Annotated in this window: 13 protein-coding genes; all 13 read left to right on the forward strand. The window is 61.2% G+C overall.

Annotated elements, in window-relative coordinates; genetic code table 11:
- Positions 1-9 precede the first annotated feature (9 nt).
- The 13 genes from wecB (at position 10) to DWB85_RS16050 (ending at position 16,885) form a co-directional block, all read left to right on the forward strand.
- Positions 10-1,143 (forward strand): non-hydrolyzing UDP-N-acetylglucosamine 2-epimerase, encoded by a 1,134-nt coding sequence (gene wecB, locus DWB85_RS15990; RefSeq protein ID WP_117956551.1) that lies wholly within the window; start codon positions 10-12, stop codon positions 1,141-1,143.
- Between the two features lie 2 nt (positions 1,144-1,145).
- Positions 1,146-2,030, forward strand: a complete 885-nt coding sequence (locus DWB85_RS15995) for an XrtA system polysaccharide deacetylase (protein ID WP_239017355.1) — start codon at positions 1,146-1,148, stop codon at positions 2,028-2,030.
- Positions 2,030-3,061, forward strand: coding sequence for a FemAB family XrtA/PEP-CTERM system-associated protein (locus DWB85_RS16000; protein ID WP_117956553.1), 1,032 nt, complete (start codon positions 2,030-2,032; stop codon positions 3,059-3,061). Before DWB85_RS15995 ends, DWB85_RS16000 begins: the two co-directional genes overlap by 1 nt.
- A 64-nt stretch (positions 3,062-3,125) precedes the next feature.
- Entirely contained in the window at positions 3,126-4,382 is a 1,257-nt protein-coding gene (locus DWB85_RS16005) for a TIGR03087 family PEP-CTERM/XrtA system glycosyltransferase (protein WP_205422767.1), read from the forward strand.
- Positions 4,372-5,988 carry an exosortase A gene (gene xrtA / locus DWB85_RS16010; RefSeq protein ID WP_162846161.1) on the forward strand — a complete coding sequence of 539 codons (1,617 nt, stop codon included), beginning with the start codon at positions 4,372-4,374 and terminating at the stop codon, positions 5,986-5,988. Before DWB85_RS16005 ends, xrtA begins: the two co-directional genes overlap by 11 nt.
- Positions 5,989-5,991: 3 nt before the next feature.
- On the forward strand, positions 5,992-7,215 hold the full coding sequence (locus DWB85_RS16015) for a TIGR03088 family PEP-CTERM/XrtA system glycosyltransferase (RefSeq protein ID WP_117956560.1): 1,224 nt from the start codon (positions 5,992-5,994) through the stop codon (positions 7,213-7,215).
- Positions 7,216-7,217: 2 nt separating this feature from the next.
- The gene (locus tag DWB85_RS16020; protein ID WP_117956562.1) at positions 7,218-9,125 is read left to right on the forward strand and encodes an XrtA/PEP-CTERM system amidotransferase; all 1,908 of its coding nucleotides are present in this window, start codon (positions 7,218-7,220) and stop codon (positions 9,123-9,125) included.
- 10 nt (positions 9,126-9,135) lie between these two features.
- Positions 9,136-10,344, forward strand: coding sequence for a TIGR04063 family PEP-CTERM/XrtA system glycosyltransferase (locus DWB85_RS16025; protein ID WP_117956610.1), 1,209 nt, complete (start codon positions 9,136-9,138; stop codon positions 10,342-10,344).
- Positions 10,344-11,594 (forward strand): glycosyltransferase, encoded by a 1,251-nt coding sequence (locus tag DWB85_RS16030; RefSeq protein ID WP_205422769.1) that lies wholly within the window; start codon positions 10,344-10,346, stop codon positions 11,592-11,594. Before DWB85_RS16025 ends, DWB85_RS16030 begins: the two co-directional genes overlap by 1 nt.
- Positions 11,594-12,427, forward strand: coding sequence for a sulfotransferase family protein (locus DWB85_RS16035; RefSeq protein WP_117956563.1), 834 nt, complete (start codon positions 11,594-11,596; stop codon positions 12,425-12,427). The genes DWB85_RS16030 and DWB85_RS16035 overlap by 1 nt, the downstream gene beginning before the upstream one ends.
- Positions 12,424-13,815: a phenylacetate--CoA ligase family protein gene (locus DWB85_RS16040; protein WP_117956565.1), complete on the forward strand. Its 1,392-nt coding sequence runs from the start codon at positions 12,424-12,426 to the stop codon at positions 13,813-13,815. Before DWB85_RS16035 ends, DWB85_RS16040 begins: the two co-directional genes overlap by 4 nt.
- A complete protein-coding gene (locus DWB85_RS16045; RefSeq protein WP_117956567.1) occupies positions 13,812-15,131 on the forward strand; it encodes a putative O-glycosylation ligase, exosortase A system-associated in 1,320 nt (439 codons plus the stop codon). Before DWB85_RS16040 ends, DWB85_RS16045 begins: the two co-directional genes overlap by 4 nt.
- 41 nt (positions 15,132-15,172) lie before the next feature.
- A complete protein-coding gene (locus DWB85_RS16050) occupies positions 15,173-16,885 on the forward strand; it encodes an asparagine synthetase B family protein (RefSeq protein ID WP_162846162.1) in 1,713 nt (570 codons plus the stop codon).

The raw sequence follows: 16,885 nt of genomic DNA on the forward strand, positions 1-16,885 counted from the left end.
TTCAGGATGATGAGCTCTGCCACTAAAGCTGGGCATGTTCTTTGCGTTGTTGGCGCCCGGCCGAACTTTATGAAAATCGCGCCCATCATGCGGGCCTTCGGCGCACTGGAGTCGGGCTCCCGCGCCCGGCTGCTGCACACCGGGCAGCATTACGATGCGGCAATGAAACACGCCTTCTTCGATCAGCTGGGCATTCCCGAGCCGGAGGTCGACCTCGAGGTGGGTTCCGGTTCCCATACCCAGCAGACCGCGGGAATAATGAAGCGCTTTGAGCCGGTGCTGGATGAGGACCCACCCCGGGCCGTGCTCGTGGTGGGCGACGTCAACTCCACCATTGCCTGCGCCCTGGTGGCGGTCAGGAAGGGGATTCCTGTCCTGCACGTGGAGGCCGGTCTGCGCAGCGGCGATCGCAGTATGCCGGAAGAGATCAACCGCATCCTCACCGACCAGTTGTCTGACCTTTTGTTTACCACGGAGAGACTGGCGGAGGACAACCTGGCGCGGGAAGGCATTTCCCGCGACAAGGTGCACTTTGTCGGCAACGTGATGATAGACACCCTGCTGTATAACCTGGAACGTGCGGTACCCGCGGCAGTGTCGCTGGAAAAGGCCGGGGTGGCAGCGCCGGCTGCCACCGGCTATGGCCTGGTCACCTTGCATCGCCCTTCCAATGTGGACAACCCTGAGGTGCTCCGGCGCCTGCTGGAGACACTGGTTCACGTCAGCCAGACCACGCCTCTGTTGTTTCCACTTCACCCCCGAACCAAAGCGCGGATTGCCGCAGCGGGTTTTGAGGGGCTGCTGGCAGATAGCGATATAACAATACTGCCACCACTGGGCTATCTCGAAATGCTGGGCTTGATGAAGGATGCCCGACTGGTTCTGACCGATTCCGGTGGCATCCAGGAGGAGACCACCGCCCTGGGCACTCCCTGTATCACCCTGAGAGAGAGCACCGAACGTCCGATCACTGTATCCAGTGGCACCAATACCGTGGTGGGCACCGACCCCGACAAAATTCTGGCCTGCTACCAGGATATCATCCAGACCGGGGGCAAGGCGGGAAGAGTGCCTGAACTCTGGGATGGCAATGCCGCGCAACGCATAGTGCGCATTGTCAATGACTGGCTTGCCGGAGTTTAGTCATGCACCAGTCGATGGGGTCTCCTGTCAGCTCGCCGCTGGTCAACGCCATGACCGTCGATGTGGAGGATTACTTCCAGGTTTCCGCATTCGAAGCGCATTTTGACCGCTCACATTGGCACCGGGTGCCCTGCAGGATCGAGGCCAATGTCGACCGCATTCTCGAGCTGTTTGCCGCCCACCAGGTGCGGGCGACATTTTTCACCCTGGGCTGGGTGGCTGAACGCTACCCGGGCCTGATCAAACGCATTGTTGACGACGGACACGAAATTGCCAGCCACGGCTGGGAGCATATCCGCGCCAATACCCAGACGCCCGAGCAGTTTCGCGAAGACGTTTCTCGCACCCGAAAACTTTTGCAGGATACCAGCGGGCAAGCGGTCACTGGCTACCGGGCAGCCAGTTTCTCCATCGGCGCTGGCAATCTCTGGGCCTGGGAAGAGCTGGCAGCCGCGGGCTATCGCTACAGCTCCAGCGTCGTGCCAGTCAACCACGACCACTACGGCATGCCGGAGGCCTCCCGGTTTGCATTCGAGGCGGTGGCCGGTGAACTGCTGGAGGTGCCGGTAACAACGCTGTCACTGGCGGGGCGGCAGATCAACTGCGGCGGTGGCGGCTGGTTCCGGCTGTTTCCCTACGGATTTTCCCGCTGGGCGCTAAACCGGGTCAACCGGGAGGAAAAACAGTCCGCCATATTCTATTTCCATCCCTGGGAGATCGACCCGGAGCAGCCACGGCCGCAGGGCATGGCTGCCAAGACCCGCTTCCGCCACTACCTTAACCTGAACCGGACCTACGGCCGACTAGAGCGCTTGCTCAGGGATTTCCAGTGGGGACGCATGGATCATATCTTTCTTCCGGGCGCTGCGCCGGGGAAAGCTCGCTGATGCCCCTGCAGATAAAAGCGCTCGATTCTGGGGTATATGATGCGTGGGACGATTACGTGCGCCGGACTGACGACGCCACCTTCTTCCACCGCGCCGGCTGGGCTACCGTGTTGCAGCGCGCCTTCGGCCACAGGGCCCACTTTCTCTATGCCCAACAGGGCGGTGAGATTGCCGGTATCCTGCCGCTGGCAGAGGTCAAAAGCATCCTCTTCGGGCATTCGCTATCCTCGCTGCCGTTCTGTGTTTATGGCGGTATCGTTGCCGATACGGAAGAGGCTGCTGCAGCCTTGCGTAAAGCAGCCTGCGAGCTAGCCGACCGTCTGCAGGTGGGGGCGCTGGAGTTGCGCAACTGTCACCCCAGCGATTCAGGCTGGCCGGTGAAAGAACTCTACTATACCTTCAGAAAAACCATTGAACCGGACGACGACACCAACCTGAAGGCTATCCCCAATCGCCAGCGTGCGATGATTCGCAAGGGCATTGCCGAGGGCTTGCAAAGCGAGTGGGACACGGGCATAGATCGTCTCTACAGGGTATACTCGGAAAGCGTGCGCAACCTGGGCACGCCGGTTTTCTCGGCCAGTTACCTGCGCATACTGCGAGAGGTGTTTGCCGAGGACTGCAGCGTGCTGATGATTACCCAGTCGGGCAGGGACGTGGCGGGGGTGATGAGCTTCTACTTCCGCGACCAGGTACTACCCTATTACGGGGGCAGTACCGCCCAGGCCCGCACGATTAAAGGGGTGAACCATTTTATGTACTGGGAGTTGCTGCGGCGCTCTTGCGAACAGGGGTTCAGGGTTTTCGATTTTGGTCGCAGCAAGGCCAGTACCGGCCCCTTCAGTTTCAAGAAGAACTTCGGCTTCACGCCCCAGCCGCTGCCCTACGAGTACTATCTGGTGACGGCGTCGGCCGTACCCGATGTGAACCCCCTGAACCCGAAGTACAAGCTGATGGTTAATGCCTGGACCAGGCTGCCCCTGCCCTTGGCGAACCTGTTGGGGCCGCCGCTGGCCCGGAATCTGGGCTAGAGCCGTGAGTGCAGCTATTTCAGCACCGGAACAGACACTTCCCCCCGCGCAGGAGCCCCGGGGCGTGAAAGCTCCGTTGCTGTTCCTGTGTCACCGTATCCCGTACCCGCCGAACAAGGGCGACAAAATACGCTCCTTCCATCTACTGCATCATCTGAGCCAGCATTTTGATATCTACCTGGGCAGTTTCGTGGACGATGAGGACGACTGGCCCTGGGCGCCCGAGGTGGAAAAGTTTTGCCAGGCGATGTGTCTGCGCCCCCTCAATCCGCGCCTGGCAAGGTTGCGCAGCCTGCGGGGCCTGCTTTCCGGTGAGGCGTTGTCGATTCCCTACTACGCCGATGCCGAAATGCGCCAGTGGGTGGCCAGGGCAGTAGTCAGGTACGGCATCCGCCATGCGATAGTCTACTCCTCGGCCATGGCCCAGTACCTGCCGGGAGGTGGCGGGGGCTTCCGCCGCAAGGTCATTGATTTCGTGGACGTGGACTCGGACAAGTGGCAGCAATATGCACGGCAAAAGCCCTGGCCGCTGAGCTGGATTTACCGCCGTGAGGGGCGCTGCCTGCTGGCGCTGGAAAAAGCACTGGCGGCGCAGTTTGATGCCGGATTATTCGTATCCTCCTCAGAAGCGGACCTGTTCCACCAGCTGTCACCCGCCACGGCCCACAAGATCGGTTTCTACAATAACGGCGTCAACTGTGCCTATTTTGATCCCGCCTTCGACCGTGAAACCCCGCAGCCCAATCCCTTCCCGGCGGACAGCCTGCCGCTGGTGTTTACCGGGGCGATGGACTACTGGCCCAACGTGGATGCGGTGGTCTGGTTTGCCCGCGAGGTTTTTCCCGCATTGCGCCAGGCCCATCCGGGGTTAAGCTTTACCATCGTCGGCGGCAAACCCGCACCGGCGGTGCAAGGGCTGGCGGAGCAACCGGGCATCGTCGTGACCGGGCGGGTAGGGGATGTGCGTCCCTTCCTGAAACATGCGCTGGCGGCGGTCGCCCCCATGCGCATCGCCCGCGGGGTACAGAACAAGGTGCTGGAGGCCATGGCCATGGCACGGCCGGTCCTGGTCAGCCACAAGGGCCTGGAGGGTATAGCGGCCATAGATGGCGAGGAGCTGTTACTGGCCGAGTCGCTTGCAGACTACCAGCGACTGCTGGCAGAAATCCTCGCTGGTGCCCATGATGCCATGGGAGACCAGGCCCGGGCGCGCGTGTTGCGGGACTTCAGCTGGGAAGACAACCTGCCGGAGGTGGTGTTGCTGCTCGGGCAGGAGGGCAGGGTGCCGCGTTATGGTCAGGAGCAAAGCCGTGACAGTTGACGTGATCAGTGAAAAGACGGATTGGAAAACCAGCACCAGCTGGGGCCTGGTCGTGATAATTGCAGCATACTGTACTGCAGTCGGCCTGCTGTTCTTTGACACTGTCGCCTCCATGGTCGATATCTGGATGCGCTCGGATACCTTTGCCCACGGAATTCTGATTTTTCCCATCAGTCTGTGGCTGGTGTGGCGCCAGCGAGCGGAACTGGCGGGCGCCGTGGCCGCCCCACGGCCCTGGGTGCTACTGCTGACCGCTGGCGGCGGCGTGGTCTGGTTGTTGGCCCAGGTGATGGATGTCAATGTCATCCGGCAACTAGCCTTTGTCGGCATTCTTATCACCGGTATCTGGGCGATCCTCGGTACAGCCCTGGCCTGGCGGTTGGCCTTTCCCCTGGGTTTCCTGTTCCTGGCGGTGCCGATGGGCGAGGGCCTGATCCAGCCGATGGTGGAGTTCACCGCTGACAGCGCCGCGGCCCTGGTGCGGGCCACAGGCATCCCACTGTACCGGGAGGGGAGGCTGCTGCACCTGCCCAGCGGCAGCTGGCAGGTGGTGGAGGGCTGCAGCGGAGTACGCTATATCATCGCTTCTTACACCCTGGGCCTGCTCTATGCCTACCTGACCTACCAGAGCCTGTGGCGGCGGACACTGTTCGTGCTGGTATCCATACTGACGCCGATTGCTGCCAACAGCCTGCGCGCATTCATGATCATCATGATCGGCCACTTCAGTGGCATGGAACTGGCGACGGGTGTCGATCACCTGATCTATGGCTGGGTTTTCTTCGGTTTCGTCATGCTGCTGATGTTCTGGGTGGGCAGCTTCTGGCGGGAGGATGAGGTGGCACAGCCCTTTACGCCTGCGGTAGCAGGTCAGTCAGCCGGGGCAAATGGCAGCATGGCGCCGCTGCCCGTGTTGGGCCTGGCCCTTATTGTCAGTGCGCTGGGTCCGATGCTGGCCCGGGGGCTGGTGGTTGATGCAGATACAGGAACGTTACAGCCCCTGCCCAGTCCGGCGATCACTCACGCAAACTGGCAACCAGCGCCGAATCCGGGGTGGTCATGGGCGCCGAATCAACCCGGGGCCGACCGGGAACTGGAGCAGTATTATCGTTTCGCGGGCGGTACGATCGGTCTGTTTGTGCGCCAGTACCTGGGAACACAGGAGGAGCACGAGCTGGTGCAGACCGCTTCACCCTGGCGCCCCTATGAGAACCGGAGTGCCTGGCGGGTCAGCAGGCAGGCAGGGGCGACTATTTCCGCCGCCAACGGTAAATCCATCAGGGTACTGGAAGGGCAACTGGTCGGTCCCGGGCAACGCCTGCTGGTATGGAACTGGTATCGCGTGGATGGCCGTTACACCGCGCAAAACTACCTGGCAAAGCTGCTGGAGACTCAGCAGCAACTGTTCAAGGGGCGACGGGAGGGCACCCGGATATTCCTTGCGGTGTCGGTGGCGGAGGACGCCGATCTGGAGCAGGCGCGCCGCCAGTTGCAGGCCTTTTTCGAAGAATACCAGCCGGCGATCGAACAGTCTCTGGACAGCCGGAATCCGCTGGAAAATCACGAGACCGATGAACACCTGTCCCGCAACCAGGGACGGCAGTGAGCGATGCCGGTGGCCGCCAACTCCCAAAAACCGCCGCTGGTGGCACATGTGATTTATGCACTGGGCACCGGCGGGCTGGAAAACGGCCTGGTCAATATCATCAACCGCTGCCCAAGCGATCGCTACCGCCACGCCATCATCTGCCTGACCACCGCGGATGCCTTCGTTGGGCGCCTGGCCGCACCGGATGTGGAGGTGATCGAGTTACACAAGCGGCCGGGGCATGACCCGGCCATGTACCTTGGCTTGTGGCGTACTCTGCGACGCCTGCGTCCAGCTATCGTCCACACCCGTAATCTTGCCGCGCTGGAAACCCAGGTACTCGGACTGCTGTTTCCTCGTTGCAAACGGGTGCACGGTGAGCACGGGCGTGACGTGAGCGACCTCGATGGCAGCAACAGCAGATACCGGAGATTGCGATGTTTGCTGAGTCCGCTGATTCACCGCTTTATTACCGTCAGCCAGGATCTCGCCCAGTGGTTGGTGGCTGAGGTGGGTATTGCCCAGGACAAGGTCACCCACATATACAACGGGGTTGATCGCAGCCGCTTTACCGCCCGAATTGGCAGCGATACAGACAAGGCGATCGCGGTGCCACGGCGATCGCTGGCCGGCATGCCCGCCGATTTCCTGGTGGACTCCGATTGCCGCGTAGTTGGCACCGTGGGCCGGCTGGCGGCGGTGAAGGATCAGCAGGCGCTTATTTGTGCAATGGCACACATTTTCTCAGAAAGTCCGCCACTGCGGCAGACACTGCGCTGTATACTCGTTGGCGAGGGGCCAGAGCGGATAGAACTGGCGTCAGCCATTACCAGGCATGGCCTCGAGGCTAATGTCTGGCTGGCAGGTGACCGGGACGACATTCCCGACCTGTTAGCCTGCATGGATGTGTTTGTACTGCCATCGCTGGGAGAAGGCATCTCCAATACCGTGCTGGAAGCGATGGCGACCGGCCTGCCGGTGATCGCCACCCGCGTGGGCGGCAATCCGGAACTTGTCCAGCAAGGGGTAAGCGGGCTGCTGGTGCCGGTGGCAGATGTGCCGGCGCTGGCTGCGGCGATCGCCGCGCTGGTGGATGACCCGGTTCGCTGTGAGCAGATGGGCCAGGCGGCGGTGCAGCGGGTGACACGGGATTTCGACTGGGAGCGCACCGTGTCCGCCTACCTCGGGGTTTATGACGAACTACTGGGGCGCTCCCAGCCTGCTGGGCAAATGGAAAGGGCCTGATTATGTGTGGTATCGCCGGTATTTTCGACTTGCAGCAGCAGCGAGAGCCCGATCGCGAGCTGCTGGCCGCCATGAACCAGACCCAGTTCCATCGCGGTCCCGACGAGGGCGGCATGCACACGGAACCGGGGGTGGGTCTTGCCCACCGGCGCCTGTCCATTATCGATCTTGCCAGCGGCCAACAGCCCATGTTCAGCGCCGACGGCAATCTTTGCGTCACCTACAACGGTGAAATCTACAATTTTCAGGCGCTTATGCAGGAGCTGCGTGGCCTGGGTTACGAGTTTCGCACGCACTGCGACACCGAGGTTATCCTCTACGCCTGGCAGGCCTGGGGCGAGGACTGTGTGCAGCGGTTCCGCGGCATGTTTGCCTTCGCCCTGTACGACCGGGCTGCGCGCAGCCTGTTCCTGGCTCGGGACCGCTTCGGGATAAAACCCCTGTTCTACAGCATCCTTGCCGATGGCCAGCTTGTCTTCGGCTCGGAACTGAAGGTACTCAAGGCCCATCCACAGCTGCCTCGACAGCTAGACCCCAGGGCGGTGGAAGACTACTTCGCCCTGGGTTATGTGCCTGAGCCGAAGACCATCTACCGCGATGTGTACAAGCTTCGTCCCGGGCATACCTTGCTCTTGAAGCAAGGACAGCCGGTGCCACAACAGAGACAGTACTGGGACATTCCCTTTACCCCGGTGGCGGTGGCTGACGAGCGGGACCTGCAGGCCGAGCTGCTGGCGTGGCTGCGCGAGGCGGTGCAGGTACGGCTGGTGGCCGAGGTACCCCTGGGGGCTTTCCTCTCCGGCGGCGTCGACTCCAGCGCCGTGGTGGCAATGATGGCCGGGCTGCAGGATGAGCCGGTAAATACCTGCGCCATCGGCTTTGACGTCAAGCAGTTCAATGAAACCGAATACGCCGGCATGGTCGCCGAGCGCTATCACACCAATCACTTCCAGGAGACCGTGAGCAGCGAGGATTTCGGCCTGCTGGATGAACTGGCGGCACTCTACGACGAACCCTATGCCGACAGCTCCGCCATTCCCACCTACCGGGTCTGTCAGCTCGCCAGGCGGCGGGTGACGGTTGCCCTATCCGGCGACGGTGGCGACGAGCACTTTGCCGGCTACCGGCGTTACCGCTGGCATATGCACGAGGAGCGGCTGCGCCGGGCCATGCCCCTCGGCCTGCGCCGGCCGCTGTTTGGCGCCCTGGGGCGCTTGTACCCCAAGGCAGACTGGGCGCCGCGGGTGTTCCGGGCCAAGACCACCTTCCAGGCGCTGGCCCGCGATTCGGTGCAGGCCTACCTCCACTCGGTGTCCATTTGCAGCGATGAGCAACGCGCAGCGCTGTTCAGTGAGGGCTTCAAGCGCGAGTTGCAGGGTTATTCCGTACACAGTGTGTTCGATGAGCACGCCGCAAACAGTCCCACCGATGACCCCCTGTCCCTGATCCAGTACCTGGATATGAAAACCTACCTGGTGGGCGACATCCTCACCAAGGTCGATCGCGCCAGTATGGCCCACGCGCTGGAAGTGCGGGTGCCGTTCCTCGACCACCCGTTCACCGAGTGGGTATCCGGCTTGCCCCCGGCGTACAAGCTGCGCGGCGCGGAGGGCAAATACCTGTTGAAGAAGTCCCTGGAACCTCACCTGCCGCACGACGTGTTGTACCGCGACAAGATGGGCTTCGGCGTACCCCTGGCCAAGTGGTTCCGCGGCCCCCTGCGCGAACGCCTGCGCCGGGACCTGCTGGAAAGCGGTGGCCTGGCGGCTACCGGCCTGTTCAACCAGGCCTACCTCACGCGGCTGGTGGACGAACACCAGGCGGGTATTCGCGACCACAGCGCTCCCCTGTGGACCCTGCTGATGTTCCAGGCCACCGTGCGCGACGATCAATTCGTTGTGAATGGGTGAGGGCACGGCCATGCGCATCCTGCATATCCTCGACCATTCCATTCCACTGCACAGCGGCTACACCTTTCGCACTCGCAATATCCTGCGCCAGCAACGTGCGCTTGGCTGGTACACAGCCCATGTTACCGGCCTGAAGCAGGGGAACTGCGAGAACGCAGAAGAAACTGTCGATGATTTGAGTTTTTACCGGACTCGGCCCACGGCCGGTCCGTTCTCGCGGCTGCCCGTGCTCGACCAGTGGGACGTGGTCCGCACCCTGGCCCGGCGGATAGAGGAGGTGGCGGCCATTGAGCAGCCTGACATCCTGCATGCCCATTCACCGGCCCTGAACGGCCTGGCGGCCCTGCGCGCGGGGCGCAAGCTGAACCTGCCCGTGGTTTATGAGTGTCGTGCCTTCTGGGAGGACGCTGCCGTCGACCACGGTACCAGCCGCGAGTGGGGCCTGCGCTACCGGCTGAGCCGGGCTCTGGAAACCCGGGTATTCCAGCAGGCGGATGCCGTTACCACGATTTGCGAGGGCCTGCGAGCGGAAATCGCCGAGCGGGGTCTTCCGGCGCGTAAAATCACGGTCATCCCCAACGCGGTAGATACCGACAGTTTCACTTTTGGCGCCGGGGCCGATCCCGGACTGCAGCAGGAACTCGGCCTTGCCGGTAAAACCGTGCTCGGGTTTATCGGCTCCTTTTATGCTTACGAAGGTATTCCGCTGCTGTTGCAGGCACTCCCGCAACTGCTGCCCCAGCATCCGGACCTGCGGCTGTTACTGGTGGGCGGGGGACCGCAGGAAGCAACAATCCGTACCTGCATCGAAGAGCAGGGTCTGCAGGATGTGGTGATCCTCACCGGCCGGGTACCCCATGACCAGGTGCAGGACTATTACAACCTGGTGGATATTTTTGCCTATCCACGCCTGCCCATGCGCCTGACGGACCTCGTTACCCCGCTAAAGCCCCTGGAGGCGATGGCCCAGGGGCGGCTGGTGGTGGCCTCGGACGTGGGTGGGCACAGGGAACTGATCGATGACGGCGTTACCGGGCAGCTGTTTAAGGCGGGGGATGCGGATGCGCTGGCTGCAGCAGTGGCTGATCTGCTCGACCATACGGCAAGGTGGCCATTGCTGAAAGAAAAGGGCCGCCAGTTCGTCGAAACCGAACGCAACTGGGCCACCAGCGTGGCGCGCTATGGTTCGGTGTATGCGTCTCTGGCGGGGGCGGGCTGATGCTGGAGACGAGTCCCCGCCTGGTGGTGTTTTCCACGCTCTTTCCCGGCAGCGCCCAGCCGACCGCAGGCCTGTTCATCCGCGAGCGCATGTTTCGGGTGGCGAATGAACTTCCCGTCGTGGTGGTGGCGCCCAAACCCTGGTTTCCCCTGCAGGGCCTGATTCGCCTGTTTCGTCCCGGTTTTCGCCCGTCTGCACCTCGCCACGAATGCCAGCAGGGCGTGGATGTATACCAGCCACGCTTTCTCTCCATTCCTGGCCTGGCAAAGTCCCTCGATGGCATACTGATGGCCCTGTCACTCTACTGGCCGATGAAAAGACTGCGGGCGCGTTTCGGTTTTAACATCATTGACTCACACTTTGGCTACCCGGAAGGCTATGCCGCTGTACAACTCGGCCGCTGGCTGAAATGTCCGGTAACCCTAACCCTGCGCGGCACCGAAGTTCGCCATGCCCGCGACAAAGCCCTCAGGCCCTTGCTGATCAAGGCGCTCACGGGTGCAGATCGGGTTATTACAGTTTCCGATTCTCTGCGCCGCCTGGCGCTGGAGTTGGGCGTGGCACCCGGGCGGGCCCAGGTGGTAGCCAACGGTGTAGACGCGGATAAATTCTATCCGGCCGATCGCGCCGCCATGCGCGCGAAATTCAACCTGCCCGCCGGGGCCAGGGTGTTGATCACGGTGGGTGGCCTGGTAGAGAGAAAGGGCTTTCACCGGGTGATAGAATTAATGCCGGCTTTACTGCGCCAGTTTCCTGACCTGCACTACCTGATAGTGGGCGGTGCCAGCGCGGAGGGTGACTGGGGACCTCGCTTGAGAGAACAGGTTGACACCCTGGGGCTTGCCGAGCGAGTGCATTTTCTCGGCACGATACCGCCCGAAGCCCTCCGCGAGCCTCTCTCCGCGGCAGATGTATTCGTGCTCTCCACCCGCAATGAGGGATGGGCCAATGTGCTGCTGGAAGCCATGGCCTGCGGCCTGCCGGTGGTGACCACCGATGTGGGTGGCAACGCCGAAGTGGTGGCGCAACCCGAACTGGGTATGGTAGTGCCCTTCGACGACGCCCCGGCGCTGCAACAGGCCCTTGCCCAGGCCTTGCAGCAGCAGTGGGATCACGATGCCATCGTCAATTACGCGCGGGATAATGGCTGGGGCCAGCGCATCGATCTCTTGTGCGGGATATTTGCCGAGCTGGCGAAGCAGGGAGCCATGAGCGGGCGCGAACTGCCGCAGGCGGGGGGCGCTGATTGATGGCCAGCTATCGGCTAGAAGAGTGGCTGCGGCGCCTGTTTGTCATGCGCAAGACCGTGGGGCAGGCTTTATCTGCCGGGCGCAACAGGGCGGGCCAGCATGTCGCCTTTATTGCCGGCGTGCAGCGTTCCGGAACCAACATGATGATGGACGTCCTGGAACGCAGCGCGGAGACCGATGTCTACCACGAGCGAGACCGGCGTGCCTTCGACAACTACCAGATGCGCCAGCCGGCAGTGATACACAGCCTGCTGCGGCGCTCCAGGGGGCGCTGTTTTGTGATCAAGTCCCTGTGCGAGCTGCAACACCTGCAACGCCTGATGGAAGAGTTCACGCCCGCGCGTACGGTTTGGATCGTGCGCGACTACCGCGATGTGGTCAATTCGATGTGCAAATCCTTTGGCAACCAGGGCAAACAGGTCAAGCGCATTGCCGTGGATCGCGATGCTGACGGCTGGCAGGGCCAGGGCATGAGCGATGCCACCCATGCGCTGGTGCGCGACCATGTCCACGACGCTATTAGCGACCCCAGTGCGGCTGCGCTGATCTGGTATTTTCGCAACCAGTTGTATTTTGACCAGGGCCTCGATGGTGACCCCCGGGTGTTGCTGGTGCGCTACGAATCACTGGTGACACAGCCGGAACCCGAGTTCCGGCGGATCTTCGCCTTTCTCGACCTGGCCTATCGGCGCGGGCACAGTCGCAAGGTGGTGCCTCACTCTATTCGCAAAGCACGCGAGCCCGATATTGAACAGCCGATCCGTGACCTCTGTGAGGCAATGATGGGGCGATTTGACGGCCTGCGCCCACTGACAGGGGAGCTCGCCTCATGAGCCCCTCGCTCTATACCCGGCTGGCAGCGGGTCTGGTATTTCCTCTTCACGAGGGTCTGAAAGGGCACAGTACCGTGAAGGTGCGCCGCGCGCTGGAGCAAAGCCAGTGGTGGAGCGCGGAGCAGTTGCGGGACCTGCAGATGGGGCGACTGCGCGACCTGCTGGAGCACGCCGCGGCCGAGGTACCTTACTACCGGGAACTGCTGCAGCGCTTGCAGCTGAACCCTGCAGATTTCCAGCAACTGGCCGATCTGCAGCAACTGCCCTTTTTGACCAAGCCGCTGATTCGGGCTAATGAGGAAGCGCTTAAATCCTCGCGGGCTCAGGGACTTTCCCGGTTCAATACTGGCGGTTCCAGCGGTGAGCCGCTGATCTTTTTCATTGGCAAGGAGCGGGTAAGCCACGATGTCGCCGCCAAGTGGCGTGCCACGCGCTGGTGGGGAGTGGACATCGGCGACCCGGAGATTGTGATCTGGGGCTCACCCATTGAACTGGGCACGCAGGATCGACTGCGAGCCCTGCGTGACAAACTTCTGCGGACGCGGCTGCTGGCAGCCTTCGAGATGTCGGAGAGCAAGCTCGACAGTTTTATCGACACGATCCGCAACACCCGGCCTCGCATGCTGTTTGGTTACCCCTCTGCGCTGGCCCACATCGCGGAGCGGGCCGCGCAGCAGGGGCAGCGTATGGACAAGCTGGGAATTCGTGTCGCCTTCGTCACCTCGGAGCGGCTTTACGACCACCAGCGGGAACTGATCGAGACCGTATTTGGTTGCCCGGTGGCCAATGGCTACGGTGGTCGCGATGCCGGCTTTATCGCCCATGCCTGCCTCGAAGGCAATATGCACATCACCGCGGAAGATATTATCGTCGAGATCGTCGACCCGGAGGGGCAGGTTCTGCCCCCTGGTCAGGCGGGCGAGATCGTGGTCACCCATCTGGCCACGCGCGACTATCCCTTCATTCGTTACCGCACCGGCGACGTAGGCGTGCTTTCGGCTGCCGCCTGTTCCTGTGGCCGGGGGCTCCCTGTGCTCGATTCCATCGAAGGGCGCAGCACGGACTTTGTCGTCGCCCGGGACGGCACGGTAATGCACGGCCTGGCCCTGATCTACATCGTACGTGACATTCCCGGAGTCGCCCGTTTCAAGATCGTTCAGGAGAGCCTGGATCACACCCGGTTTCTGCTGGTCATTACAGCCGAATTTGACCCTGGCTGTATCTCCGGCATCGAGCAGGCAGCGCGCCAGCGGCTGGGCACCGGCGTGCGGGTAGACGTGGAGCAGGTAGCGGAGATCCCCGCTGAAGCTTCGGGCAAGTTTCGCTACGTTATCAGCCGGGTCGCCGACCAGTCAGGCGTACAACAGGACTCCAGAGGTGCTGCATGAGAGACGTTTTCGTTACCCTGGTCATATTCGGCATATTGCCCTTTATTCTGTGGCGACCCTGGCTGGGCATACTGGCCTGGTCGTGGCTGGGTTATATGAATCCCCACCGCCTGACCTGGAGCTTTGCCTACGACATGCCCTTTGCGCTAATGATAGCGCTGGTGACATTGATTGGCTTGTTCGCGAGTAAAGAACCCAAGCGCATACCCTGGACTCGTGAGACTATCTTACTTTTGGTAATGATTTGCTGGATGTTAATGACCACCTGTTTTGCTCTGGTACAGAATCCGGCCTGGGAGCAGTGGGATAAAGTCTGGCGCGTGATGCTGATGACCTACGTAACCATGATGCTGATTACGGATGAATATCGCATTAAGATGCTTGTATTCGTCATTGCACTGTCGCTAGGTTTTTATGGCTTCAAAGGAGGAATATTTACCCTTACTGGGGGGAGTGTCCACCAAGTGTTAGGCCCAGCGAAGTCTTTCATTGGTGAACGCAACTCTATTGGGCTGGCGTTGATCATGACGGTGCCTCTCCTACACTACATGCAGTTACAGGTGACGCGAAGGTATGTCCGCTATGCATTGCTCGTGGGCATTGTATTGACTCTGGTTGCAATCATCGGTACCCACTCACGTGGTGCACTGGTTGGCATCACTGCCATGCTGTTCTTCTTTTTTCTTAAGTCCCGCAAGAAGATATCGACAGTGTTGGTCATGATTCCTTTGGTCTATGTCATGTACACGGTCATGCCGGATGAGTGGTTTGAGCGCATGCAGACAATTGAGACCTGGCAGGATGATAATTCGGCCTCGGAAAGAGTCAGAGCCTGGGGCAACGCCCTCAACCTGGCTAACTGGCGTTTTATCGGCGGTGGCATGCGGGCCCTGGTTTATTACGGCGGTCGTGACTCCCACAGCATTTATTTCGGCATGCTCGGTGAGCACGGTTGGGCAGGGCTAGGCATGTTTTTGCTCCTGTTGTTTTTTACCTGGCGCTCGGGGAGTTGGATCATCCGCAACACCCGAAAACGCAAAGACCTGTTCTGGGCGCGGGACCTGGCAGCCATGGTGCAGGTAAGCCTCGTGGGCTACATGGCCGCAGGAGCCTTCCTGGGGCTGCAGTATTTTGACCTCTATTATCATCTGGTGGCGATCATTGTGGTTACTCGAGTCGTTGTGGAACAACGACTCACCGAAGCGGAGAAGAGTGTGCTCGCCAAAAGCGACGGCGAGACGACAGATTCGGGAGGCCGCACATTACACGCCCCTGGTAGACCGCGGCGCGGCGCCGCTATCGTCGGAGGCGGTTGATGCTCCATCTGCTTGGAAGTCTGCGCTCCGGTGACGGTGATATGGCGATCGAAGCTGGCAGCCTGGCACGCTGCATGCAGCGACAGCTAAGCGTCGCCATACAGGGCCTGCCTCAGTGGCAGGATGCGGAACTGGCAGGAATGGCGCAGCGACACGGCCACGCGGCGGCGCTGCTGGAAGGCTATCACCGCAATGGCTCGAAGGTCCTGGAAATCCTGCACGGAGGGTTTGCGCTGGTTGTCCAGGATACAGGCAAGGGAAACTTGGCTCTGCTGGCCTGCGACCGCAGTGGCATCGTACCCCTGTTCCATGCCGCGAGTGGCGACGGGCTGGTATTTGGGAGCCGCGCTGACCAGGTGGCGGCCCATCCCGGCGTGGATGACGCTTTGCATCCCCAGGCGCTCTACGACTACCTCTATTTTCATATCGTTCCCGGGCCTGAGACGGTGTTCACTGGCGTGCAACGGCTCCAGCCCGGCGAATGTCTCTACTGTGAGGAAAACGAGACTCGCCTGGATCGCTATTGGGTAATGGAATACGACGAACAAGGCCTGGAAGGTAATCCGGCCCAATGGCGCCAGCAGTTTTTGGACCTGGTGCGGACGGCAGTGCAACGCCGAGCTGACGACGGGGTGAAAGTAGGTGCATTTCTCAGCGGTGGTACCGATAGCTCCACTGTCAGTGGAATGCTCAGTCAACTGGGCGAAGAGCCAGCACGCACCTATTCAATCGGTTTTAACGCCCCGGGCTATGACGAAATGGAGTACGCCCGCCTGGTGGCGCGCCACTTTAACACGGAACACCACGAGTACTATGTCACGGCAGAGGACGTGGTGGCGGCGATTCCGCAGGTGGCCAGGCAGTTTGACCAACCTTTTGCCAATGCCTCGGCGGTTCCCAGCTACTATTGTGCGCGCATGGCGAAGGAGGATGGCATCGAGCGCCTGCTGGCCGGTGATGGCGGCGACGAGTTGTTTGGCGGCAACTACCGGTATGCCAAGCAACAGATGTTCTCGTGGTATGAACGGGTGCCCAGGTCATTGCGCCGCCTCGCGGTAGAGCCAGTTTTACTGCGTACTCCCCTCGGCGATTTAGGTCCGGCGCGCAAGCTTTCCAGTTATATACAACAGGCGGTGCTACCCATGCCGGAACGCATGGAAAGTTATAACCTTCTTGATCGTCTCGGGCCGCGAAAGGTGCTTACCGATTCGGCATTGAGCCGAATAGATACCGGCGCGCCGATGCGGTTAATTCGGGAGACATATCACAGCGCCCAGACCCGGCAGATGCTCAATCGCATGTTGGCGGTTGATATGCGCTTCACCCTGGCAGACAGTGACTTGCCCAAGGTGACCGGTGCCTGCAGCATGGCGGGTATCGAGGTGGATTTTCCCTTCCTCGACGATGACCTGGTAGCCTTCTCGGCCTTGCTGCCAGTGCGGGAAAAGGTCAGGGGAACCCGGTTGCGCCATCTGTTCAAAGAAGCCCTGCGCGGTTTTTTGCCCGACGAGGTTCTCACCAAGAAGAAGCAGGGCTTCGGATTACCCTTTGGCCTCTGGCTGGTGGAGCATCCGGGTTTGCGGGAACTCACCCATGACAGCCTCACCAGCCTCAAGCGCCGGGACCTGGTGCGCCCCGAATTTATCGATGAATTACTGGGCCGGCACCATGGAGAACATGCGGCTTACTACGGCACCATGGTCTGGACCCTGTTGATGCTGGAACAGTGGTTGGCTGCCCGGGAACGGCCTTGA

The organism is Seongchinamella sediminis, assembly GCF_003457605.1.
GTDB classification, from domain to species: Bacteria; Pseudomonadota; Gammaproteobacteria; order Pseudomonadales; family Halieaceae; genus Halioglobus; species Halioglobus sediminis.